The 23,512-nt window shown below is 74.2% G+C and carries 21 protein-coding genes; 5 read left to right on the plus strand and 16 right to left on the minus strand.

Going from position 1 to position 23,512, the window contains the following annotated elements; genetic code table 11:
- Positions 1–43 precede the first annotated feature (43 nt).
- Genes VKK44_RS05920 through VKK44_RS05930 form a run of 3 tightly spaced genes read right to left on the minus strand, consistent with a single transcriptional unit; the run spans position 44 to position 2,946 of the window.
- A complete protein-coding gene (locus VKK44_RS05920; protein WP_343445824.1) occupies positions 44–436 on the minus strand; it encodes a VOC family protein in 393 nt (130 codons plus the stop codon).
- Between the two features lie 4 nt (positions 437–440).
- Positions 441–1,082: a lipoyl(octanoyl) transferase LipB gene (gene lipB / locus VKK44_RS05925; RefSeq protein ID WP_343445825.1), complete on the minus strand. Its 642-nt coding sequence runs from the start codon at positions 1,080–1,082 to the stop codon at positions 441–443.
- 52 nt (positions 1,083–1,134) lie between these two features.
- Entirely contained in the window at positions 1,135–2,946 is a 1,812-nt protein-coding gene (locus VKK44_RS05930) for a DUF2079 domain-containing protein (RefSeq protein ID WP_343445826.1), read from the minus strand.
- Positions 2,947–3,091: 145 nt separating this feature from the next.
- Here VKK44_RS05930 and VKK44_RS05935 point away from each other — a divergent pair, with 145 nt between their 5' ends.
- Positions 3,092–4,324, plus strand: a complete 1,233-nt coding sequence (locus VKK44_RS05935) for an extracellular catalytic domain type 1 short-chain-length polyhydroxyalkanoate depolymerase (protein WP_343445827.1) — start codon at positions 3,092–3,094, stop codon at positions 4,322–4,324.
- 24 nt (positions 4,325–4,348) lie between these two features.
- Here VKK44_RS05935 and VKK44_RS05940 read toward each other — a convergent pair whose 3' ends face one another.
- The 8 genes from VKK44_RS05940 to lpdA all read right to left on the minus strand — a co-directional run bounded on the left by VKK44_RS05940 (position 4,349) and on the right by lpdA (position 13,636).
- The gene (locus VKK44_RS05940) at positions 4,349–5,248 is read right to left on the minus strand and encodes a TIGR01777 family oxidoreductase (protein WP_343445828.1); all 900 of its coding nucleotides are present in this window, start codon (positions 5,246–5,248) and stop codon (positions 4,349–4,351) included.
- Positions 5,249–5,351: 103 nt separating this feature from the next.
- Positions 5,352–5,864: a DinB family protein gene (locus VKK44_RS05945; protein WP_343445829.1), complete on the minus strand. Its 513-nt coding sequence runs from the start codon at positions 5,862–5,864 to the stop codon at positions 5,352–5,354.
- A gap of 17 nt (positions 5,865–5,881) precedes the next feature.
- Positions 5,882–6,892: an aldo/keto reductase gene (locus VKK44_RS05950; protein WP_343445830.1), complete on the minus strand. Its 1,011-nt coding sequence runs from the start codon at positions 6,890–6,892 to the stop codon at positions 5,882–5,884.
- 4 nt (positions 6,893–6,896) lie between these two features.
- Positions 6,897–7,850, minus strand: coding sequence for an LLM class flavin-dependent oxidoreductase (locus VKK44_RS05955; protein ID WP_343445831.1), 954 nt, complete (start codon positions 7,848–7,850; stop codon positions 6,897–6,899).
- A gap of 82 nt (positions 7,851–7,932) precedes the next feature.
- The gene (locus VKK44_RS05960; RefSeq protein ID WP_343445832.1) at positions 7,933–8,811 is read right to left on the minus strand and encodes an oxidoreductase; all 879 of its coding nucleotides are present in this window, start codon (positions 8,809–8,811) and stop codon (positions 7,933–7,935) included.
- 79 nt (positions 8,812–8,890) lie between these two features.
- Positions 8,891–10,225 carry a low temperature requirement protein A gene (locus VKK44_RS05965; RefSeq protein WP_343445833.1) on the minus strand — a complete coding sequence of 445 codons (1,335 nt, stop codon included), beginning with the start codon at positions 10,223–10,225 and terminating at the stop codon, positions 8,891–8,893.
- Between the two features lie 93 nt (positions 10,226–10,318).
- The gene (gene sucB / locus VKK44_RS05970; RefSeq protein WP_343445834.1) at positions 10,319–12,178 is read right to left on the minus strand and encodes a 2-oxoglutarate dehydrogenase, E2 component, dihydrolipoamide succinyltransferase; all 1,860 of its coding nucleotides are present in this window, start codon (positions 12,176–12,178) and stop codon (positions 10,319–10,321) included.
- Between the two features lie 66 nt (positions 12,179–12,244).
- Positions 12,245–13,636, minus strand: coding sequence for a dihydrolipoyl dehydrogenase (gene lpdA / locus VKK44_RS05975; RefSeq protein ID WP_343445835.1), 1,392 nt, complete (start codon positions 13,634–13,636; stop codon positions 12,245–12,247).
- Positions 13,637–13,813: 177 nt separating this feature from the next.
- Between lpdA and VKK44_RS05980 the strand changes: the two genes are divergently transcribed.
- Positions 13,814–14,143 (plus strand): hypothetical protein, encoded by a 330-nt coding sequence (locus tag VKK44_RS05980; RefSeq protein ID WP_343445836.1) that lies wholly within the window; start codon positions 13,814–13,816, stop codon positions 14,141–14,143.
- A 120-nt stretch (positions 14,144–14,263) separates the two neighbouring features.
- On the opposite strand, the gene VKK44_RS05985 is transcribed toward VKK44_RS05980, so the two are convergent.
- Complete coding sequence (locus tag VKK44_RS05985; protein ID WP_343445837.1) at positions 14,264–15,832, minus strand: leucyl aminopeptidase; 1,569 nt, start codon at positions 15,830–15,832, stop codon at positions 14,264–14,266.
- A 165-nt stretch (positions 15,833–15,997) separates the two neighbouring features.
- On the opposite strand from VKK44_RS05985, the gene gcvT reads away from it, so the two are divergent.
- Positions 15,998–17,122, plus strand: coding sequence for a glycine cleavage system aminomethyltransferase GcvT (gcvT, locus tag VKK44_RS05990; protein ID WP_343445838.1), 1,125 nt, complete (start codon positions 15,998–16,000; stop codon positions 17,120–17,122).
- Positions 17,123–17,132: 10 nt separating this feature from the next.
- On the opposite strand, the gene VKK44_RS05995 is transcribed toward gcvT, so the two are convergent.
- The 3 genes from VKK44_RS05995 to VKK44_RS06005 all read right to left on the minus strand — a co-directional run bounded on the left by VKK44_RS05995 (position 17,133) and on the right by VKK44_RS06005 (position 21,218).
- The gene (locus VKK44_RS05995) at positions 17,133–18,422 is read right to left on the minus strand and encodes a DUF2314 domain-containing protein (protein WP_343445839.1); all 1,290 of its coding nucleotides are present in this window, start codon (positions 18,420–18,422) and stop codon (positions 17,133–17,135) included.
- 62 nt (positions 18,423–18,484) lie between these two features.
- On the minus strand, positions 18,485–19,258 hold the full coding sequence (locus tag VKK44_RS06000; protein WP_343445840.1) for an adenosylcobinamide-GDP ribazoletransferase: 774 nt from the start codon (positions 19,256–19,258) through the stop codon (positions 18,485–18,487).
- Positions 19,248–21,218 carry a bifunctional adenosylcobinamide kinase/adenosylcobinamide-phosphate guanylyltransferase gene (locus tag VKK44_RS06005; RefSeq protein ID WP_343445841.1) on the minus strand — a complete coding sequence of 657 codons (1,971 nt, stop codon included), beginning with the start codon at positions 21,216–21,218 and terminating at the stop codon, positions 19,248–19,250. The genes VKK44_RS06000 and VKK44_RS06005 overlap by 11 nt, the downstream gene beginning before the upstream one ends.
- A 213-nt stretch (positions 21,219–21,431) precedes the next feature.
- Between VKK44_RS06005 and VKK44_RS06010 the strand changes: the two genes are divergently transcribed.
- Positions 21,432–21,632: a hypothetical protein gene (locus VKK44_RS06010; RefSeq protein WP_343445842.1), complete on the plus strand. Its 201-nt coding sequence runs from the start codon at positions 21,432–21,434 to the stop codon at positions 21,630–21,632.
- Positions 21,629–22,426, plus strand: a complete 798-nt coding sequence (locus tag VKK44_RS06015; RefSeq protein WP_343445843.1) for a site-2 protease family protein — start codon at positions 21,629–21,631, stop codon at positions 22,424–22,426. The genes VKK44_RS06010 and VKK44_RS06015 overlap by 4 nt, the downstream gene beginning before the upstream one ends.
- A gap of 49 nt (positions 22,427–22,475) precedes the next feature.
- Here the strand turns inward: VKK44_RS06015 and VKK44_RS06020 are convergent, their stop codons facing one another.
- Complete coding sequence (locus tag VKK44_RS06020) at positions 22,476–23,474, minus strand: aldo/keto reductase family protein (protein WP_343445844.1); 999 nt, start codon at positions 23,472–23,474, stop codon at positions 22,476–22,478.
- Positions 23,475–23,512: the final 38 nt, after the last annotated feature.

The following is a 23,512-nucleotide window of genomic DNA, read 5'->3' on the forward strand; positions in this document are numbered from 1 at the left end:
TTACAACCGTAGATATCAATGCTTGTCTATTGATCCGTCCGGATCAGGCCGGGCCGAGCAGGTCCCAGCGATTGCCGGCGAGGTCGCGGAACACCGCGACCCGGCCGTACGGTTCGGTGCGGGGCGGGCGGACGAACTCGACGCCGGCGGCGACCATCCGGCGGTGCGTGGCGTCGAAGTCGTCGACCTGGAGGAAGAAGCCGACCCGGCCGTGCGTCTGGTCGCCGACGGCCCCGGCCTGGTGCTCGCCGTCCGCGCGGGCCAGCAGCAGCCCGGTGCCGCCGCCCGGTGGGCGGACCACCACCCAGCGCTTGGGCCGGCCGTCGTTCGTCAGCGACGGTGAGTCCTCGGCCAACTCGAAACCGAGTACCTCGGTGAAGAACGCGATCGCCGGGTCGTACTCGGCGACGACCAGCGTGACCAGGTCGAGCCGCACCCGGTCAGACCCGGGTCAGCGTGGGCAGGTGCCGTTCCACCACCGGCAGCACGTCGGCCACCGTGACCGGTCGGCCCAGCTCGGCGGTGAGCGAGGTGACCCCGGCGTCGCGGATGCCGCAGGGCACGATCCGGTCGAAGAAGCCCAGGTCGCAGTCGCAGTTGATCGAAAAGCCGTGCAGCGTGACGCCACGGGCCACCCGGATGCCGATGGCGGCGACCTTGCGGGCCGGGCCCCGGTCGTCCGCCGGCACCCACACGCCGCTGCGCCCCTCCACCCGACCGGCGGCCAGCCCGAACTCGGCGCAGACGTCGATCAGGAGCTGCTCGGTGCGCCGGACGTACGCCACCACGTCGACCGGGTCGGGCAGGCGGACGATCGGGTAGCCGACGAGCTGCCCCGGACCGTGCCAGGTGATCTTGCCGCCGCGGTCCACGTCCACCACCGGCGTGCCGTCCATCGGCCGGTCCCAGGGCTCGGTGCGCTTGCCGGCGGTGTAGACGCTCGGGTGCTCCAGCAGCAGCACCGTGTCGCCCCGCTCGCCGGCCACCACGGCCTCGTGCAGCCGGCGCTGCTCGTCCCAGGCGGCCCGGTAGTCGAGCCGGCCGGCGCGGACGGTGGTCGGTCCTGAAGTCGTCACGCTCACCCGTCCAGCCTAGTCCCGCCGGCCCGGCCGCCCACCCGTGACGCTCGTCGCGTCACGCGTCGGGCACCCGCCACACCCAGACGTCCTCGACCCGCTCCGGCGGGCCGAGCAGCGCGGTGGCGGTGCGGCGCAACGCCTCCTCGTCGACGTCGTACTTGGCGCCGTGCACCCGGTCGGCCAGCACCACCGCCCGCACGCCCCAGTGGCGCAGGTCGGCCCGGGACTCCTCGATGCTGCCCTCGGTGATGATCGGCACCAGCCCGGTCCGCCCGGCCTGATCCATCAGCGTGTCGAAGGTGCGCGGCACCGGGCCGATCCGGCCCCGGCCGTCCGGGCCGCCCGGGCCGAGGAAGAAGCCGGCCGGGATGCGGAACTCACCCTGGCGGTGGGCCAGCGCGTACGCCTGCCAGCGCTGCCCGTCCGGGTAGACGTCGACGGTCAACGGCAGCGGCGTGAGCACCCCGTCGGGCGGGACGTAGCGCTGCCACGCCCCGCCGGTGATGAACGCCGGGATCGGCTCGCGGACGCTGGTGAGCAGCGGGGTGGGCAGCAGCGGCAGCAGCGCGGCGACGAACCCGACCAGCCAGGCCGCGCCGGTCACCCGCCGCCGGGGCGGCCGGGCGCGCAACGCGTCGATCGCGTACGCCAGCAGCAGCCCGATCACCGGCGCGACGACGAGCGCCAGCCGGGACGGCAGCGCCGCGTTGATCACCGGCAGGTTGTCCAGCACCCCGAACGGCAGGAGCTGGTCGGTGCGCCGGCCGTTCCACTTGGCCGTCGGCCCCCAGGAGAGCACCGCGAAGATCACCGCGGTCACGCCGAGCGCGAGCAGCGTGGCCCGGAACGCGCGGTCGGCGCGCCGCCACAGCAACGCGAAGCAGGCGACCGCGAGCAGCAGCAGCGGCACGCCGAAGAACGAGTTCTCCTCGGTCGGGTTGGGCGCCAGCGACGTGCCGAACCCGGCCCAACCGGCGAGCGACCGGCGCGGGTACGACAGGTACGCGGCGATGTCCTCGGAGTGGATCAGCGGGTCGAAGCCGGTGCCGTGGAACCGTTGCGGCCCGGCGAAGTGCAGCCAGAGCGGGTACGCCAGCAGCACGCCGGCCACCAGGGCGGTCACCCCGAGCCCGGCCGCCATCCGGGGCAGCGCGGCCCGCGCCTCCGCGCGCCGGGCCGGGTGCAGCGCCCAGACCAGCAGGAACGTGGCGAGCGCCAGCGCGGTGAAGAACAACCCCTCGGCCGCGATCGAGAACGCGACGGCCACCAGCAGGCCGAGCACGATCCCGCCGGTCACCGCGCGGCCGGGCCGGCGCAGCCGGAACACGCCCCAGATCAGCAGCGGCACCAACCAGCCGGCGGTCCAGTTCAGGTGCGAGTTGGCGTGCGACACCATCGCCGGGCAGTAGGCGACGAACAACGCGCCCACCGCGGCGGCCAGCCGGCTGCCGACCAGGTGCCGGCTGAGCAGCCAGTACCAGGCCACCGCCGTGGCGGCCAGGTTGAGCGTGAGGATCACCAGGAACGTCGCGGGCGGCCCGACCAGGTACGTCAGCGGCGCGAAGACCGCCGCGTACACGGTGATCGAGGTGTTGACCGCGAGGTTCACCCCGTCGGGGACGTTGATCAGGTGGGTGAAGAGCGGGTTCTCGCCGTGGGTGAGCGCGTGCCCGCCGAAGGCCAGCAGCCATTCGAAGAGCGCCTGGTCGCTGGAGTTGACGGTGATCGTCCGGGTGTTCGGGTCCCGCCACATCCCGCTGGTGACCCAGAGCGCCAGCGCGACCGCGGCGAGTATCACCAGCAGGTCGGCGCGCCGTGCGCGGGCGGCGGTGGCGGGCGGCGGGTCGGCGACCGGGGAGGACGGCACGCAGCGGACGTTACCAACCGGACCCGGGCACACCGCCCGGACGGTGAATGTGTGACCGACAGCCATTCCCGTCGATGAAACACGGACGTAACGTTCCGGCAACTCGGAGAGTGACCCAGTTCACATTCCATGATCGGGAGGTCCCGTGTCCCGCTCCTCATCCCTCATCACCCGTCTCGCCGGGGCGGCGGCCGGGGTCGTGCTGGCCGCGGCCGGCGTCCTGACCGCCGCGCTGCCCGCGCAGGCCGCCACGCTGACCCAGGTCACCGGCTTCGGCTCCAACCCCGGCAACCTGGCCATGTACGCCTACCGGCCGGACGGCCTGCCCGGCAACGCGCCGGCCGTGGTGCTGCTGCACGGCTGCACCCAGAACGCCTCGACCTACTTCACGAACTCCGGCTGGCAGAAGTACGCCGACCAGTGGAAGTTCGCGCTGATCGTGCCGCAGCAGCCGTCCGGCAACAACGCCAACTCCTGCTTCAACTGGTTCGAGACCGGCGACACCGCCCGGGGCCAGGGCGAGGCGTTGTCGGTCAAGCAGATGGTCGACTACGCGAAGACCAACTACGGCACCGACGCCGGCCGCGTCTACGTCAGCGGCCTCTCCGCCGGCGCGGCGATGAGCGCCGTCATGCTGGCCACCTACCCCGACGTGTTCGCCGCCGGCTCGATCATCGCCGGCATCCCGTACCGCTGCGCCACCAGCACCACAAGCGCGTTCAGCTGCATGAACCCGGGCGTGGACAAGACCCCGGCGCAGTGGGGCGACCTGGTCCGCAACGCGTACCCGGGCTACTCCGGCAAGCGTCCCCGGGTGGCCGTCTGGCACGGCACCAGCGACTACACGGTCAACGTGGCGAACGCGGCCGAGTCACGCGACCAGTGGACCAACGTGCTCGGCGTGTCGGCGACCCCGAGCAGCACCTCGTCCCTGCCGGGCGGCACCAGCCTGGAGGTCTACGGAAGCGACCAGGTACGCGTCTACCGCGTCTCCGGCATGGGCCACGGCACCCCGGTCGACCCGGGCTCGGCGGCGGACCAGTGCGGCACCGCCGGGGCGTACTTCCTGGACACCATCTGCTCGACGTACCGCGACGCGCTCTTCTTCGGCCTCGGCGGCGGCGTCCCGCCGAGCCCCACCCCGACGGCGACCGCGACCGCCTCGCCCACCCCGACCGGATCGCCCTCGCCGACGCCGACCACCGCGCCGGTCTGCGTCACCGCCAGCAACTACGCGCACGTCACCGCCGGCCGGGCCTACCAGTCCGGCGGGTACGCCTACGCGCTGGGCAGCGGCCAGCGGATGGGCCTCTACAACACGTTCTACACCACCTCGTTGAAGCAGACCGGGCCCGGCTACTGGGTCATCGGCTGCTGACCCGCCCGCGCCGCCCTGGCCGGCTCACCCGGCGAGGGCGGCGCGCAGCGCGCCCGGCAGGTCCGGGTGGGTCCAGGTGAAGCCCGCCTTGCCCAGCACGCCCGGCAGCACCCGGGCGCTGGTGAGCGCCTCGTGCGCGAACCCGCCGAGCACGACCTGCAACGCCAGCGCCGGGATCGGCATGATCGCCGGCCGGTGCAGTTGGCGGGCCAACTCCCGGGTGAACTCGGCGTTGGTGACCGGCGCCGGCCCGACCACGTTCACCGGGCCGGCCACGTCGTCGCGGGCCAGCAGGAACGCGCTCGCGTCCAGCCAGTCCGGCATCGAGATCCACGGCAGCCACTGACGGCCGTTGCCCAGCTTGCCGCCGACACCCAGCCGGAACGGCAGGAGCTGCGGCTTGAGCAGGCCGCCGTCGCGGTGCAGCGGCAGCCCGGTCCGCAGCCGCACCACCCGTACGCCGGCGTCCTCGGCCGGCCGGGTCGCCGCCTCCCACACCCGGCAGACGTCGGCGAGGAACCCCTCGCCGGCCGGCGCGTCCTCCTCCACCGTGCGGTCCCCGGTGTTGCCGTACCAGCCGACCGCGGAGGAGTTCAGCAACGCCGCCGGCCGGTCCGCGGCGGGCAGGCCGGCGATCGTGATGGCGAGCGTGGTGGTGCTGTCCACCCGGCTGGTCCGGATCAGCTTCTTGTAGTCGTCGTTCCAGCGCTTGTCGCCCACCCCCGCGCCGGCCAGGTTCACCACCGCGTCGGCGTCCGCGACCACCTGCGGGTCGAGCTGCGCGGCGGACGGATTCCACTGCCGCTCGTCGGAGCCGCGCGGCGGGCGGCGGACCAGGCGGATGACCTGATGCCCGTCCGCGCCGAGCCGGTCGACAAGTCGGGTGCCGAGGAAGCCGGACACGCCGGCCATGAGGATCCGCATGCTCACATCTTCGGGTACGCGACGCGATCCGGATGCGTGGAGCGAAATCACTCACTCGTCACGCCTGTCCCCGAAGGTGACCCGGAAGGCCCGGACCGCCCGCTCACTCCCCGGTGCGACCGTCGAGGGCCTCGCGCAGGATGTCGGCCTGGCCCAGGTGGCGGGCGTACTCGTCGACCAGATGGGTCAGCACCCACCGCAGCGACCGCTCGGCGCCGGAGCCGGGGGTGCGCCCGACCGTGTCGAGGGAACGCGCGGCGGCGATCCGGCGGGATGCGGCCACCTCCTCCCGCCAGAGCGCGAAGGTGCCCGGGCCGGTGGCGTCGGCGACGTCGTGGAACGGCGCGTCCGGGTCGTCGCTCAGGTCGAACAGGTCACCGGGGAACGCGCCCGCCACCACGCCCTGGAAATACCAGCGTTCGACCGTCGCCAGGTGCCGGACCAGACCGAGCAGCGACAGCCGGGAGGACGGCACCGGCCGCGACCGTAGCTGCTCGTCGGACAGGCCCTCGCACTTGCGGACCAGCGCGTCCCGCTGGAATTCCAGGAACGTGTCGAGCAGCGTCCGTTCGTCCGCCGTCGGTGGCAGCGCGAAGCGCCGGTCGGTCGTGGACACGCCGGGCAGGATGACGCTCACGCGGTCGCCGGGGTGGTGCGCAGGTCGGCGAGGAGGTGCTCCACCTCGGCGAACGCCGCCGCCGGCAGCGGCCCGTACGCCAGCGCGCCGAGGTTCTCCCCGGCCTGCTCGACGGTCCGGCAGCCGGGAATGGGCAGCGTCCGCGGGCTGCGGGCGAGCAGCCAGCCCAGCGCGCCCTGGGCGAGCGTGCGACCGTCGGCGGTCAGCGTCTCCCGGACCCGGGCCACCCGGTCGGCCCACTCGGCACGCGGCACGCCGTCGCTGAACCAGTCCAGCCACTCGGGCGCCACCCCGCGCACGTCGTCACCGCCGCGGGCGGCCGGCGTGTCCTGGTACTTGGCGGTGAGCAGGCCCATCGCCAGCGGGCCCCGGTTCAGGCTGGCCAGGTCGAACTCCTCGCAGACCGCGAGCATCGCGGCGTTGTCCCGCAGCACCGACTGGTCGTGCTGGATCGCCGCGCAGTGCGCGCCGGCCTCGGCGAACACCCGCGCCGAGGCGGGGTCGTCGGTGCTCCAGCCGTACGCCCGGATCTTTCCCTCGCCGACCAGCTCCTCCAGCGTCTCGACCAGCTCCAGCGCCTGCGGCACCGGCAGGCCGCCCAGGTGCAGTTGGTAGAGGTCCACGTGGTCGGTGCCGAGCCGGCGCAGCGAGCCCTCCAGGCTGCGCCGCGCGTACCCGGGGCTGCCGTCCTCGCCGGTGGCCTGTCGGGTCGCCTCGTCCGTGGGGTAGCCGAACTTGGTGGCGATCACCGCCTGGTCCCGGCGGCCGGCGAGCGCGCGGCCCAGCACCCGCTCGCTGTGCCCGGCGCCGTAGTTGCTGGAGGTGTCGAAGAGGGTCGCGCCCAGCTCCAGCGCCCGGTGGATCGTCCGGATCGACTCGTCGTCGTCCACCTCGCCCCAGCCGAGCGGCTGGGTGCCGGCCCAGAGCGGGCCGCCGATCGCCCAGCAGCCCATGCCGATCGCGCTCACCTCGATGCCGCTGCGGCCCAACCGTCGTGTCGTCGTCATGGAATCAGTGTCCTATCTCGAGTGCGCTCGAAGTCGACCCGTTTCCGGCCAGCCGGGGCAGGAGCGGCGCGAGCGCGTCGACGGCGTCGGCGCGTACCACGAAGCGGGTGACGCCCCAGCGGCGCCGGTGCCCCGCCACCGCCGCGACGATCTCGTCGGCGGTCCCGATCAGCACGAACGGTGTGGCCAGCACCTCCGCCGGGGTGAGGCCGGTCTCGGCGGCCGTCTGGGCGGCGACCGCCTCGGCGTCGTCGGTGACCGCGACGCGCTGCACCAGCGCCTCCAGGGCCGGCGGCGTGCCCCGACCGGCCGCGCCGGCCGCCACCTGGGCGAGTTGGGTTTCGAGCTGGTCGGCCCGCCACCGCACCTCGTGCTGGTGGCCGTCCGGCAGGGTGCGCCCGAAACCGGTCAGGCCGACCACGTCGGCGTGCGCGCCGGCCCACCGCAGCAGCGTGGAGTTGGCCGTGCCCAGGACGAGCGGAATCCGGTCCTGGACCGGCCGCGGATCGTCGAGGCGGGCGGCGTGCGCGGCCAGTTCCGGCGTGTCCACGGTGACCTCGTCGCCGGCCAGCAGCGCCCGGACCGCCTCGGCCACCGCCACGCAGCGGCGGACCCGCCCGGCGACGTCGGGGCGCTCGCGCCCGACCGCCCGCCACTCACCCGGCGTGTGCCCGGCGCCCAGGCCGAGCCGCGCCCGGCCGCCGGAGACCACGTCCAGGGTGGCCACGTCGGTGGCGAGCAGCATCGGCTCCCGGACGCCGGCGTTCGACACGTACGAGCCGAGGCCCAGGGTGCCGGTCACCGCCGCGGCGGCGGCCAGCGCCACGAACGGGGACGGGCCGAAACCCGGATGGTCGGCGGCCAGCAGCGCGTCGAAGCCGGCGGCCTCGACGGTGCGGGCCAGCTCGCCCCAGCTCGCCGCGTCGGTGGGCCGGGCCTGTACGGAGAACGTCGCCATCGGCACAGTCTCCGTCCCCACCCCGATCCCCACCCACCCCTTCTGCCGAGGGCCGAAGGGGTGGGTGCCCGCCTCACCCCCGTCAGACGGCGTCGAGGCGCGCCAGGGCGGCGGGGGAGAGGCGGAGCGCGCCGGCCGCGACGTTCTGCGCCAGGTGCGCCGGATCGCCGGTGCCGGGGATGGCGAGCACATTCGGGCCCCGGGCCAGCGTCCAGGCCAGCCGGACCTGGGCGGCGGTGACGCCGTGCTCGCGCGCCACCGCGAGCACCTCCGGGTGCTCCTCGCCGGTCGCCCCGGCCTCCCGCCCGCTGGTGACGAGCGAGAAGAACGGCACGAACGCCGTGCCGTACGCGGCGCAGTCCCGGATCAGCTCGTCGTTGCCGCGGCGGTAGCCGACGCCGTACGAGTTCTGCACGCAGACCACCGGGGCGATCGTCCGCGCCTCGGCGACCTGGTGCGGGCGTACCGCCGAGACGCCGAGGTGCCGGATCAGCCCGGCGTCGACCAGCTCGGTGAGCGCGCCGAAGTGCTCGGCCAGCGGCTCCGGCCCGTGCACCCGCAGATTCACCACGTCCAGGTGGTCCCGGCCGAGCTGGCGCAGGTTCTCCTCGACCTGCCCGCGCAACTGCTCCGGCCGGGCCGCCGGCAGCCACTCGCCGGACGGGTCCTTGCCCGGCCCCACCTTGGTCACGATGACCAGATCCTCCGGGTACGGCGACAGCGCCCGGTTGATCAGCTCGTTGGCCGAGCGCAACGGCGAGAAGTAGAACGCGGCCGTGTCGATGTGGTTGACGCCCAGCTCGACCGCGCGGCGCAGCACGGCGACGGCCCGGTCCCGGTCGCTGGGGCCGCCGTCGGCGTTCGCGGTCAGCCGCATCGCGCCGAGGCCGATCCGGTTGACGGTCAGGTCGCCGAGCTGCCAGGTGCCGGCCGCGTCGGCGTGGACGGTGTCGATGGTCATGTGGTCCCCGTTCCTCTCGGAGGCCCATTGTGGGCCGAGCGGTTCCACGGAGCCGACCGCCGGCCGGTTCAATCCGGCACTACTCGCCCTCGTCGCGGTCGTCGGGCTGCTCGTGCCATCGGGCCCGCCAGGCCGCCTCGTGCGCCTCGTGGCTGGTCCGCTCCTCGAAGACGAGCTTCCGCAGCGCCCGCCGGCCCTCGTCGAAGACGATCACCTCGGCCGTCACCATGCCCACCGTGATGACTGTCAACAGCGCCATCGCGATCAGGCCCGGCACCCGCTCCGCGACCGGGACCGTGGCGCCGAGCAGCAGCACCGCCGCGACCCGGGTCCAGCTCACCGTGCGCAGCGTCCGCGCCTGGAACAGCATGTTGCCGCAGAGGTAGCAGGCCACCCCGCCGAAGAGCAGCGGCACGGCCGGCCAGTGCGCCGACTCGGACGGGGCGACGTCCGGGTTGGCGATGTCGTGCACGATCATCTCGGCGCCGAGCGCGAACAGGATGATGCCCGCGATCATCGGCAGGAACAGGTACGCGTACGCGTCCCGGGCCATCGCCACCCGGGGCCCGTCCCGGGCGGCGTGCAGGGCGATCCGGGCGGCCGGCCCGACCATGTCGTAGTGCGCCCACCAGAGCGCCGCGGTGAAGAAGATGCCGAGCACCGCCGCCGCCACGGCCGGCCAGGTCGGTGGCTGCCCGAGCAGGTTGCTGCCCACGCCGACCGAGATGACCGACTCGCCCAGCGCGATGATCAGGATGAGGTCGTACCGCTCGGTCCAGTGTTCGGCCGAGGCGACGCCCCAGCCCCAGGTGCCGGCCAGCATGCCGGTGCCGTACTGGAGCAGGACGACAGTGACCCACAGCCCGTCGCGGACCACCGACGCCGAGACGAGGTTGTCGACCCTCGGCGGCACCAGCGCGGCGACCAGCAGCAGCGCGGTGCTGCCGACCAACTCCGGGGCGAACCGGATCAACTGCCGGCGCTCGTTCGGGCTGTCCCGTACCACGTGCAGGTAGAGCAGCATGTGCACCATGCGCAGCACGGTGTAGCTGATCGCGGCGACGATCGGCCCGGCCGCGTTGCCGCGTGGCTCGCGGAACGCGTTCGGCAGCGACAGCGCGAACGTGAACAGCGCCGCCATGCCGACGGTCATGAGCACCGGGACGAAGCCCTCGCCGAGCCGGACCCGGGTGGCGACCACGCTGTGCACCACCCACGACCACCACAGCACGGCGAGCACCAGCAGCGCGTGCAGCAGCGCGCCGCCGGTCACCTGGAGCGCGGTGGCCCGGGTGATGATGAAGAACGAGAAGACGAAGACCAGGTCGAAGAAGATCTCGAACCGGTCCACCCGGGCCCCGGGGGTGACCGGCACCGCCGGCCCGAGGCGCCCCCGCCATCCGTACCCGCCCACCGGCCGAGTGTGTCAGCGTGCGGTCCGCGCCGGGGCGGAAACGACGAAGGGGGTACGCGGCTCCAGCCGCGTACCCCCTGTGTGCCTGAGGCGTCAGAGGCCCAGTTCGGCCTCGAAGTTGCCGCTCTCCAGCCGCTCCTTGACCGCGGTCAGGAAGCGGGCGGCGTCGGCGCCGTCGATCAGCCGGTGGTCGTACGACATGGCCAGGTAGACCATCGACCGGACCGCGATGACCTCGCCCAGCTCCGGGTCGTTGACCACGACCGGACGCTTCACCACGGCGCCCGTGCCGAGCATCGCCGACTGCGGCGACGGCACGATCGGGGTGTCGAAGAGCGCGCCCCGGCTGCCGGTGTTGGTCAGCGTGAAGGTCGCCCCGGCCATCTCGTCCGGGGTGATCTTGTTGGCCCGGGTGCGCTCGGCCAGGTCGGCGATCCGCTTCGCGATGCCGCCCATGTTGAGGTCGCCGGCGTTGTGGATGACCGGCACGAGCAGCCCGCGCTCGGTGTCCACGGCGATGCCGAGGTGCTCGGCGGCCGGGTAGGTGATGGTGCCGCCGTCCAGGTCCATGCTGGCCTGGATGATCGGGTAGGTCTGGAGCGCCTCGATGGCGGCGAGCGCGAAGAACGGCAGGAAGGACAGCTTCACGCCGTGCCGCGCCTGGAACGACTCCTTGGCCCGGGCCCGCAGCTTGGCGACCTTGGTGACGTCGACCTCGACGACGGTGGTCAGCTGCGCCGTCTCGTGCAGCGACTGCTGCATCCGCTTGGCGATGGTGGCCCGGATCCGCGGCAGCTTCTCCGTGGTGCCCCGCTTGGCGCTCGGCTGCGGCTTGGCGGCCGGCTGGGCCGGGGCCTTCGCGGCCGGCTGCTGCTCGGCGGCGGCCGGCTGAGCCTTGGCGGCCTTCGCCTTCTCGGCCGCCTCCAGCACGTCCTGCTTGCGGATCCGGCCACCCACGCCGGTGCCGTTGACCGAGCCCAGGTCGACGCCGTGCTCGGCGGCGAGCTTGCGGACCAGCGGCGTCACGTAGCCGGCGGCCTCCTCACCGCCACCCTGGGCCGGGGCGGTCGGGCGCTGCGGCGTGGCGGTCGGCGCGGCCGGCTGCGCGGCCTGCTCCGCCTTGGCCGGCTCGGCGGCCTGCTCCGCCTCGGCGGACGGCTCGTTGTAGGACATGCCCGGGGTGGGCTCCTCGACCTTGGGCTCCGGCTTCGCCTCGACCTTGGGCTCCGGCTTCGGCTCGGGCTTCGCCTCCGCCTTGGGCTCGGCCTTCGGCTCCGGCTTCGGCTCGGCCGGCGCGGCACCGGCCGCTCCGACGATCGCGAGCACGCCACCGACCTCGGCGGTCTCGTCCTCGGCGACCTTGATCTCCAGCACGGTGCCGGCGACCGGCGACGGGATCTCGGTGTCCACCTTGTCGGTGGAGACCTCCAGCAGCGGCTCGTCCACCTCGACGGTCTCGCCGACCTGCTTGAGCCAGCGCGTCACCGTACCCTCGGTGACGCTCTCGCCCAGGGCCGGCATGGTCACCGGGGTGCCCTCGCCCGACGACGCGGCGGGCTGGGCCGGCTCCTCGACGGCCGGCTGCTCGGCCTCGGCCCCGGGCTCCGCGGCGGCCTGCGCGGCCTGCTCCGGCTCGGGGCCGGCGCCCTCGGCGGCGGCGGTCGGCTCGGTGGCCGGCTCGACCTCCTCCTTCGGGGCGCTGCCGGTGTCCTCGCCCTCGCCGGCGATGACCGCCAGCTCGCTGCCGACCTCGGCGGTCTCGTCCTCGCCGACGACGATCCGGCTCAGCACGCCCGCCGCGGGGGACGGGATCTCGGTGTCGACCTTGTCGGTCGACACCTCGAGCAGGGGCTCGTCGACCTCGACGGTGTCACCCTCCTGCTTGAGCCAGCGCGTGACGGTGCCCTCGGTGACGCTCTCGCCGAGCCGGGGCATGGTGACCGATACCGGCATGTTCTCCAGACTCCTTCATTCCCCTGGTGGGATCATCGCCCGTCGCCGGACGCCGCGGTTGTCGTGTCAGGCGTGCGCGTGCAGCGGCTTGCCGGCCAGGGCCAGGTGCGCCTCGCCCAGGGCCTCGTTCTGGGTCGGGTGGGCGTGCACCAGCTGCGCCACCTCGGCCGGGTAGGCCTCCCAGTTGTAGATGAGCTGCGCCTCGCCGATCAGCTCACCGACCCGGGCGCCGACCATGTGCACGCCGACCACCGGGCCGTCGTCCACCCGGACCAGCTTCACGTGGCCGGCGGTCTTGAGGATCTGGCTCTTGCCGTTGCCGCCCAGGTTGTAGTTGTAGGTCTTGACCTTGTCGGCGCCGTACTGCTCCTTGGCCTTCGCCTCGGTCAGGCCGACCGAGGCCAGCTCCGGGTCGCAGTAGGTGACGCGCGGGATGCCGGCCTCGTCGATCACGGCGGGGGTCTTCCCGGCAATCTCCTCGGCGACGAAGATGCCCTGCTGGAAACCGCGGTGCGCGAGCTGGAGGCCGGGCACGATGTCGCCGACCGCGTAGACGTTCGGCACGCTGGTGCGCAGCCGCTCGTCGGTCAGCACGTAGCCGCGGTCCATCTTGACGCCCTGCTCCTCGTAGCCGAGGCCGGCGGTGGTCGGGCCGCGACCGACGGCGACCAGCAGCAGCTCGGCCTCGACGGTGTCGCCGCCCTGGATGGTCAGCTTGACGCCGTTGTCGGTCTTCTCGACCTTCTCGAACGGCTTGCCGACCTTGAAGTTGATCTTCCGCTTGCGGAACGCGCGCTCCAGCGCCTTCGACGACTCCTCGTCCTCGGCCGCGACCAGGCGGGGCAGCGCCTCGACGATGGTCACGTCCACCCCGAAGGACTTCCACACGCTGGCGAACTCGACGCCGATCACGCCGCCGCCGAGCACGATCGCCGACGACGGGACGCGGTCCAGGGTGAGCGCGTGGTCGCTGGTGATGATCCGCTCGCCGTCGACCTCCAGGCCGGGCAGGCTCTTCGCGTACGAGCCGGAGGCCAGGATCACGTTGCGGCCGGTGTAGCGCTTGCCGTCCACCTCGACCACGTTCTTGCCGACCAGCTTGCCGGCGCCGGCCACGAAGGTGATCTTCTTGGCGCTGCCCACCAGGCCCTGGAGGCCCTTGTAGAGGCGGGAGACCACGCCGTCCTTGTACGAGTTGACCCCCGCCATGTCGATGCCGACCAGCTCGGCCTTCACGCCGAACTGCTCCGACTCGCGGGTCTGGTCGGCGATCTCGGCGGCGTGCAGCAGCGCCTTGGTGGGGATGCACCCGTTGTGCAGGCAGGTGCCGCCGAGCTTGCCCTTCTCGATGAGCGCGACGGAGAGATCCAGCTGGGCGGCACGCAGCGCCGCCGCGTAGCCGCCGCTACCACCTCCGAGGATGACGATGTCGAAGGTCGTGTCGTTCGGCTCGCTCACATCCAACTCCCAGGTCGCGTCACTGCATCGGGGGTTACGGCGGAGTAACAGGCACACCCCACCTCGGTCATCTTGTCACCACCGGCGGCCGGGCGCGTACCGAGGTGCCCAACGACACGTCGGCGACACGTACCCTTGGCATCGTCTTCGATGACGTCCGGGGGAGGAGTGGGTCCGGTGGCGCTGTTCCGACGACGCAAGCGGGTGGCCGCGGTGAGCCGTGACCGCGCCGCCGATCGCGCCGATCTGGACCATCTCGAGAACTTCGTCCGCACCCGGCGGGGCGTCGAGGCGTTCCTGGAACCGCGGACGACGGTCACCGAGACCACCGTCATGCTGATCGCCGACGACGGCGAGTGGACCCGGCGGCGGGTCGGCAGCCCGGAGGACGCCCGGCGCTGGGCGCACCGGACCGCCATCCCGATCTACGACGTCCGCCTGATGGGCTACCCCCAGCGGATGCGCGACTACAACGAGCGCCGCAAACGCCGCCCCGAGCTGTTCTGACCCCTCCCCCTCCCGGAAACCAGGGGCCGCTTTCACGGAAAGAGTGGCCGTCGCACGTGCGACGGCCACTCTTTCCGTGAATCTGCGCCCTCGAACCCGGGTGGGGTGGGTGGGGGTGGGTCAGCCGTTGGCGGCCACGTCGTCGATCAGGTGGAGCAGGGTGCGGACCGGTACGCCGGTGCCGCCCTTGGTCCAGTAGCCGGTGGCCTCGCCCGAGTGGTAGCCGGGGCCGGCGATGTCGATGTGCGCCCACGCCACGTCGTCGGTGACGAACTCACGCAGGAAGACCCCGCCCTGGAGCATGTGACCGGCCCGGTCCATGCCGGCGTTCACCTGGGAGATGTCCGCGACGTCGGACTCCATGCCCTTGCGCACGTCGTCCGGCAGCGGCATCGGCCAGGCCGGCTCGCCGGTCGCGTCGCCGGCCACCCGGACCCGCTCGCACAGCTCCGGGCTGCCCATCACGCCGGCGATCCGCTTGCCCAGCGCGATCACCTGACCGCCGGTCAGCGTCGAGGTCTCGAACAGGTAGTCGGCACCGTCGGAGCAGGCCCGGGCCATCGCGTCGGCCAGGATCATCCGGCCCTCGGCGTCGGTGTTGAGCACCTCCACCTTCTTGCCGTTGAACATGCTGATCACGTCGCCCGGCCGGTAGCTGGTGCCCGACGGCATGTTCTCCGCCATCGGCAGGTAGCCGGTGACCGTCACGTCCGGCTTGAGCGCCGCCACCGCCAGCATGGCCGCGCCGACCGCCGCCGCGCCGGCCATGTCCGACTTCATCTCCCACATGCCCTGCGCCGGCTTGATCGAGATGCCGCCGGTGTCGAACGTGATGCCCTTGCCGACCAACGCGACCCGCTTGCCGTTGCCGCCACCGGCCGGCGTCCAGGTGAGCTTCACCAGCCGCGGCGGCGCCTCGGAGCCCTGGCCGACGGCGATGATGCCGCCGTAGCCGCCGGCCGCCAGCGCCGCCTCGTCGAGCACCTCGACCTCCAGCCCGGCCTCCCGGGCGGCGGTGGCCACGGCGTCGGCGAACGCCGGCGGACGCAGCTCGTTCGGGGCGGTGTTGACCCAGTCCCGGCTGGTGCGCACCGCGCCGGCCACGGCCTGCGCGCGCTCGACCTCGGCGCGGGCGGTCGCGTCGGCCGCGTCCGGCACCGCGATCAGCAGCTCGGCCACCGGCTCGCGCCGGGCCGGCTGCGGCTTCGTCTTGTAGCCGGCGAACCGGTAGCCGCCGAGCAGCGCGCCCTCGGCGACCGCGCGCAACGCGGCCGGCGCGTCGGCGTCGTCCGGCAGCGGCAGGGCGAGGGCGACGCGGGGAGCGCCGGCCAGTGCCCGGACCGCCGCGCCGGCGGCCCGGCGCAGGGACTCGGGGGCGGGAGCGGCGCCGGCGGGCTCCGGGCCCAGCCCGACGGCGGCGACCACCGGGGCGGTCACCGTGCCGAGCGTGGCCAGCTTGATCACCTCGCCGGGGCCACCGGTCGCGCCGAGCAGAGCCAGCGTCTCGGTCAGCTTTCCGTCGAACGCGGCGGCGATGCTCTCCGCGCCGCTGGCCAGCAGCAGGGCGCCGGCGGGTGCGCCGTCGCCCGGTTCGGTGGTCTGGCTGTGCACGCCGATCACGATCGCGTCGACGGGAAGTTCGGCGGGGTCGGTGTCGACCAGGCTGAGGGTGGTGCGGGGCGATGTCACGAAAGCTACTCCGGGCGGGCCGGGCCGGCCGCGTCGTCGCGTGCCGGCGATGAAGGTCTCTCCGGCGGCAACCTACCCGCCGGAACCGTGGCTGTCCCGCCGATGCGCACCGACGGGATCCCGCCGATGCTAACCAGCGTCGTCCCGGCCGGTAAGTTGCCACCCATGACCGAGGTGACCTCCGACGCCGCCGAGACCCGGCTGCGCCGTTCCCCGCTGCACGAGCGACACACCGCGCTCGGCGCGAAGTTCGCTCCCTTCGGCGGCTGGCAGATGCCGCTCGAGTACGCCGGCGGCGGCGTGCTCAAGGAGCACACCGCCGTGCGGACCGGAGTGGGCGTCTTCGACGTCTCGCACCTGGGCAAGGTCCGGGTCGCCGGGCCCGGCGCGGCCGACTTCGTCAACGCCTGCCTCAGCAACGACCTCGGCCGGATCGCGCCCGGCCAGGCGCAGTACACGCTCTGCTGCGACGACGCCACCGGCGGCGTGGTGGACGACATCATCGCCTACCTGCACGCCGACGACCACGTCTTCCTGGTGCCCAACGCGGCGAACACCGCCGAGGTGGCCCGCCGGCTGCGCGCCGCCGCGCCGGCCGGCGTGAGCGTCACCGACGAGCACGAGGCGTACGCGGTGCTCGCGGTCCAGGGGCCGGGCTCGGCGGCGCTGCTCGACGCCCTCGGGCTGCCCACCGCCCACGACTACATGAGCTTCTCCACCGCCACCCTGGCCGGCGTCGAGCTGACCGTCTGCCGCACCGGCTACACCGGCGAGCTGGGCTACGAGCTGGTGGTGCCCGCCGAGCACGCGGTCGCCGTCTGGGACGCGCTGTTCGCCGCGCGTGACGACGTGCGGGCGTGCGGGCTGGCCGCCCGGGACACGCTGCGCACCGAGATGGGGTACCCGCTGCACGGGCAGGACCTGTCCCCGGAGATCACCCCGGTGCAGGGCCGCTCCGGTTGGGCGGTGGGCTGGGACAAGCCGGCCTTCTGGGGCCGGGACGTGCTGCGCGCCGAGAAGGCCGCCGGAGCGGCCCGTACGCTGCGCGGGCTCACCGCCGTCGACCGGGCCATCCCGCGCCCCGGCATGGCCGTCTTCGCCGGGGACCGCCAGGTCGGCACCGTCACCAGCGGCACGTTCAGCCCGACGCTCAAGCACGGCGTCGCGCTCGCGCTCGTCGACACCGACCCGAAGCTGCCCGACGGCGAGGAGCTGACGGTGGACATCCGTGGCCGGCGGGCCCGGATGCGCCTGACCAGGCCGCCGTTCGTCCAGCCCTCGGTGCGCTGACCGACCCGGGTCAGCCCTCGCCGCGCTCGCCGGCGTCGAGGACGGCCTGGGTCCAGCCGCCCTCCAGCACACCGGTGCCGTCGAGCACGGCCCAGTCCACCACGTCCGACGCCTCGACCACGACCGGCGAGCCGATCCGCACGCCCGGGTCGGTGGTGGCGTCGGTGGCGCTCGCGCCGACGATCCGTTCCGGGGCGTCCCACGAGGTCACCCCGGCCCAGACGTACTCCGGGCCGTCGTCGCCGGGCAGGCCGTACTTGACCACGAGCTGGCTCTCCGCCGGCAGCCCGCCGGCCAGGAACCGGGCCCGGATGTCGCCGAGCGCCGCCCGGGCGGTCGCCACGGCCCGGCTCATCGCGTCGTCCGTGCGGGTGTAGCGGACGTCGGGCTGGATGCCGTTGAACAGCGTCGCGCAGGCGGCGGCGAAGTAGCGGCCCGGCGGCCCGGGGTGCCCCGGCGGCGGGTTCAGGCTGAGGAACGAGTCGGCGTCCGGGTCGGTGGCCGGGTCCAGCTCCAGCCGCAGCAGCACCGGCGCGGTCGCGCCGTGCTGCTCCGGATTGCCGTACGCGACCGCGATGTCGTGCCCGGTCACCGTGGCCAGCACCGGGAGCTGCACGAACGCCGGCACCTCCTCGCCGGCCAGCCCGTCCGTCCAGTCCCGCAGCAGTCGCCGGGCCGCACCGGTCATCACCGCGCCCCAGGCCCGGGTGAGATGGTCCGGCACGCCCTGGGCCTGCAACTCCAGCAACCCGAACCGGCGCAGCCCCTTGGTGGTGAACCAGAGCCCGTCGGCGTCCGACGAGTAGGGCACCAGCACCCAGTCGACCAGCCGGACCCGGCCGTGCTCGTCCGGGAGTGAGCGCAGCGCCGTCGCCGGGTCGAGGAACTGGAGCCCGAACACGTCGACCACGTCCCCGCCGACCGTCTCGGCGATGGCCGCGGCCACCGCCCGGGCCGCCCACTCGTGCGCCGGCGGCCAGCCGGGGCGGTACTCCGCCTGCACCACCACCAGGTGGGTGGCGGCGGCCAGCCGGGCGAGTTGCTCGTCGGTGGCGCCGAACGCGGCCAGCAGGTCCGGCGGAAGCTCGGGGAACTCGCTGATCGAACGCGTGTCCACGCTCATCAGCGGGCTGTCGAGCATCTGCTTGGCCAGCCCGTGCACCGGCCCGGCCAGCCGGCCGGTCAGCCCCTCCACCGCGGTCTTCGGGCTCACCCGGGGCAGCCCGTCGATCGGCACCAGGTAGGTCGCGTCGAGCGACTCCGGCACCGGTACGGGCAGGAAGTCGTCCGTGATGAGCATGCCGTCTCCCTCGACCACGCCGGTGCACTCACCCGAACGCTACCCGGCCGAGCGGGTGGCGATCAGCCGGTCAGCACCAGTCCCAGGTAGGACAGCGTGGTGACGACCTCCACCAGGGCTCCGAGGACGTCGCCGGTGATGCCGCCGAAGCGGCGTACCAGGTGCCGGAGCAGCCCGGCCGCGACGGCGAGCGCGCCGAGCACGGCGAGCGGACCCTGCCACGGGCGGCCCGGCACCGCGGGCGCGGCCAGCAGCGCGACGGCGAGCGCGCCGAGCGTCAGGACGCCCCACCCCACCGTGCCGGCGACCAGCGCGCCCAGCCCGTCCGGCCGGGCCGCCGGCACGCCGCGCCGGCAGGCCACGCCCACCGCCAGCCGCCCGGTCGCGGTGGCCGCGACCACCGACGCGAGCGTCGCCGGGGCGTCCCGCCCGGCCAGCTCCGCCAGCACCGCGGTCTGGAGCAGGAGGACGAGCACCAGCGCGACCACCCCGAACGGGCCGACGTCCGGCTGCTTCATGATCGCCAGCGCGGCCGGTCCGCGCCGGTACGAGCCGAGCGCGTCCACGGTGTCGGCCAGCCCGTCCAGGTGCAGGCCCCGGGTGAGCAGCGCGCCCAACCCGACCGTCACCCCGGCGGCGACCAGCGGCGGGGCGAGCGCCGCGGCCAGCAGCAGCGCTCCGCCGAGCACCGCGCCGAGCAGCGCGCCGACCGCCGGGGCCAGCGCCATCGCGGTGCCGGCGGTGGCCCGGTCGACCCGGCCGGCGCGTACCGGCGCGGTGGTGAACGTGGTCAGCGCCAGCCGGACGCCGTCGGCGAGCCGGCGCTCAGTCGGCACGTCGGCCGGGCGAGACCGGCTCGTCGGACCCGATCGTGGTCGGACCCGGTCCGGCCGGCACCGGCTCGGCGAAGTCCGGCTCGTGGGCGGGCGCGTCCTCGTCGACGCCGCCCAGCGACGGGTGCGCCGGCAGCGTGGCGGCGAGCGACAGCGCCGAGCGCAGCAGCGGCAGCGCGGCCAACGCGGTCGCCCCCTCGCCCAGGTCGAGGCGCAGGTCCAGCAGCGGTGTCAGGCCGAGCACGTCGGCGGCGAGCCGCACCCCGGGCCGGCCGCCGTGGTCGGGCAGCAGGCACCAGTGCCGGGCCTGCCCGGCCAGGTCGCGGCTGACCATGCCGGCGGCGGTGCCGACCGGCCCGTCGAGCAGCACCGGGACCCGCCGGGCGGTGGCCCCGAGCAGCACGCCGGTGGCCGTCGCGATGTCGCCGCCGCCCAGCTCCGCCAGGATGTCGTGGGCCTCGCGGGGGGAGCGCCGGGTGCGGTGCAGCGCGTCCCGGACCGCCGCGCAGCGGACCATCCAGGCGTTGTCGTCGATCTCGCCCCGGTCGTTCACCACCCGACCGAGCACCGCCGGCGGCTCCGCGCCGGCGGTGGCCGCCAGCACCGCCGCGGCGGCTGCCTCGGCGCCGGCCCCGCAGGCCGCCAGCACCAGCAGTTGCACGCCCGCGTCGGCGGCCTGCTCGGCCAACCGCCACCCGTAGCGCAGCGCCGCCTCGACCTGCTCGCCGGTGAGCGCCGGGCCGTCCTCGAACGGCGCCGAGGCGGGCGTCTCGACGACCTGGAGGCTGGCGCGGTTCTCGGCGGCCAGCCGGGCCAGCGCGCCCCGGCCGGCGCGGGCCTGTCGGGCCCGGCGGGCCGACTCGCCGGCCACCGCGCCGGCCGACGCGCCGCCTTCGTGGTCGCCGTGCAGCAGCAGCACCCGGACGGTGTCCCAGGGGCGCGGGGTCGAGGTGCCCTGGGTGGCGGCGGCGAAGCCGACCACCTGTTCCAGCACGCCGAGACCGGCGCCGGGGACGTCCAGCGTGGCGAGCCGGTCGACCGCCTGCGGGCCGGTGTAGTCGTCCGGCATCGGCAGATCCATGCCCGGCTGGATGACCAGGCCGGTGGCGATCATCGGCAGCGCCATGGTGGGTGCCGCCCAGTCGCCCGCGCCGGTCGTGCCGGCCGGCGCGCCGGCCGGTGGCGGCGTCGCGGCCGGGGTGAGCACCTCGGGCAGCGCCACGTCGTCGACGCCCCGGCCGCCGGCCGCGTGCCGGGGCGGGGACGGGGCGGGGACGGTGGCCGGGTGGGCGCCCGTGCCGGCGGTGTGGACGCCGGCCGGGGTCGGGTGGGCGCCGGCGGCGGTGGCCGGGTCGGCGGGGGCGGCGGGGGCGGGGATGCCGGCCGGGGCGTGGGTGGCCGGCTGGTGCGACGTGGCGGGCGGCTTGAGCCAGGCGGTCTGCCCGGCCACCACGAGCGCGACCGCGTCGCAGGCGTCGGCCACCGCCCGGTTGGTGGCGCCCAACGCGTCGGTGAACGCCCGGCCCAGCGGGGTGGTGGGCACCAGGGACAGGCCCACCTCGGGGCTGACCAGCACCAGCCGGGCCTCGCTCGCCCGCACCGCGGCGGCCAGCTCGGCGACGGTGGCGGTGTCGTCGGCCGGCTGGTGGGCCGGGTCGAGCAGCACGGTGACCCAGCCGCCCAGGTCGTCCACGAGCAGCGTGTCGTTCGGGCCGGCGGCGGCGATCACCTCGGCCAGCCGGCCCGGATCCGTCGCGGTCTCCTCGGTGGTCCAGCTTCCCGGCCGCCGGGCGCGGTGCGCCGCGAGGCGGGTCGCCCACTCGGTGTCATCCGGATCCCCGGTCGGGGCGGTGGCCACGTAGCGGACCGTGGGCGCGTCGGCGACCAGGGACTCGGCGAACTCGGACTTGCCGGAGCGGATACCGCCGAGCACCAGGAGGGTGTGCCACCCGTCAACGGACATGTCCGTACCTTAGTTCTCCGGCTGCCGGTCCGCCCCACCCCCTCCCAGTGCCGATCTTGCGGTTGCTGCCCGCGGAGCGCGGCAAATGCCCCGTTCTGCGGGGGCGACAAGCGCAAGATCGCGGGAGCGGTGGGGGCTGTGGCGCGACGGGCCGACTAGGCTTGCGGGGGTTTCCGGTCCTGCGGGGCGACGGGCGGCGAGGGGAGACGCGGCATGGCGTGGAGCTGGCGGTACGAGGGCGCGGACGGCGACCCGGTCGACGGGCCGGGCGAGTCGTTCCCGAGCCAGGCGGACGCCGAGTCCTGGATCGGCCAGGCCTGGCGGGAGCTCGCGACATCCGGCGTCACCTCAGTCGTGCTGGTCGAGGACGACCGGGTGGACTACCGGATGAGCCTGCAACCCCCGGCCGAATGACGGGCTACGACCGCCCGGGCGACCCGCTGATCCTCGGCGTGCCCCGGGCGGCGTTCCGGCCCAGCCCCATCTTCCTGGGCCTGGTCGCGCTCTTCGCTGCCGGCGGGGTGATGACCTGGAACCGGTACGGCAACGTCCGGTTCGACGTGTTCCTCTTCGTGGTCGCCGGCTGGCTGGTCTCGCTCTGCCTGCACGAGTACGCGCACGCCGTGGTCGCGTACCGGGCCGGCGACCGGGACATCGCCCATCGCGGTTACCTGACGCTCAACCCGCTGAAATACACCAGCCCGCTGCTGTCGATCGTGTTGCCGGTGGTCGTGCTGCTGCTCGGCGGCATCGGCCTGCCCGGCGGCGCGGTCTGGGTGGACCGGCACGCCATTCCCGGGCGGCTGCGGCACACCCTGGTCAGTCTCGCCGGGCCGGCCACCAACGTGGTGTTCACGCTGGTGCTGGTGGCGGCCGTGACGTGGGGGCCGGCGCTGGGCGGGCCGCTGGAGTTCTGGTCCGGCGTCGCGCTGCTCGCGTTCCTCCAGCTCATGGCCAGCGTGCTCAACCTGCTGCCGGTGCCGGGCCTGGACGGCGGCAACATGATCCAGCCCTGGCTCAGCCCCGCCTACCGGCGGATGTACGACCTGTTCGCCCCGTACGGATTCATCCTGCTCTTCGCGTTGCTGTGGAGCCCGCAGATCGGCGGCGCGTTCTTCGGCGGGGTCTTCGCGGTCGGCGACGCGCTCGGCCTCCCGCCGGACCTCTACCGGCTGGGGCTCTACCTGATCCGGTTCTGGCAGGGCTGACCCGGCCGTCCCCGGGCCGACGGCGACGCCGGCCCGGGGACGGCGGGCGTCACGGACGCCGCGCCGGGCTGTCCGTCTTCGCCGGGTTCCGCTCGGTGACCGGCTCGACGATGTCGTCGATCGCCTTGAGCAGGCCGGCGTCGAGCTTCACGCCCGCCGCCTTCACGTTGTCGTGCACCTGCTCGGGCCGGGACGCGCCGATGATCGCGGAGGACACGTTCGGGTTCTGGAGCACCCAGGCGACCGCGAGCTGCGGCATGGTCAGCCCGGCCTGCTCGGCGAGCGGCTTGAGCTGCTGCACCCGGGTGAGCACCTCGTCGGACATCCACCGGGCGATGAAGTTCGCGCCGGACTTCTCGTCGGTGGCGCGGGAACCGGCCGGCGGCGGCTGGCCGGGCAGGTACTTGCCGGAGAGCACGCCCTGCGCCATCGGCGACCAGACGATCTGGCCGATGCCCAGCTCCTCGCTGGCCGGGATCACCTCGGCCTCGATGACCCGCCACAGCATCGAATACTGCGGCTGGCTGGAGACCAGCGGGATGCGCAGCTCACGGGCGAGCGCGTGCGCCTCGCGAAGCTGCGCCGCCGTCCACTCGGAGACGCCGATGTAGTGCGCCTTGCCGGCGTGCACGACGTCGGCGAACGCCTCCATCGTCTCCTCCAGCGGCGTGCTGACGTCGTAGCGGTGTGCCTGGTACAGGTCGACGTGGTCGGTCTGGAGGCGGCGCAGCGAGCCGTCGATCGACTCCATGATGTGCTTGCGGGACAGGCCACGGTCGTTGCGGCCCGGCCCGGTCGGCCAGTACACCTTGGTGAAGATCTCCAGCCCCTCGCGGCGCTCGCCGGCCAGCGCGCGGCCGAGCACCGACTCGGCGCGGGTGCCGGCGTAGACGTCGGCGGTGTCGAACGTGGTGATGCCGCTGTCGAGGGCGGCCCGCACACAGGCGACCGCCGCGTCCTCCTCGACCTGCGAGCCGTGGGTGATCCAGTTGCCGTACGAGATCTCGCTGACCATCAGGCCGGAGCGGCCCAGGTGTCGGAATTCCATGCCTCGACCCTAGCCCCGCCCGACGGCGGGCACCCGTC

This window comes from Micromonospora sp. DSM 45708, from assembly GCF_039566955.1.
GTDB lineage: Bacteria > Actinomycetota > Actinomycetes > Mycobacteriales > Micromonosporaceae > Micromonospora.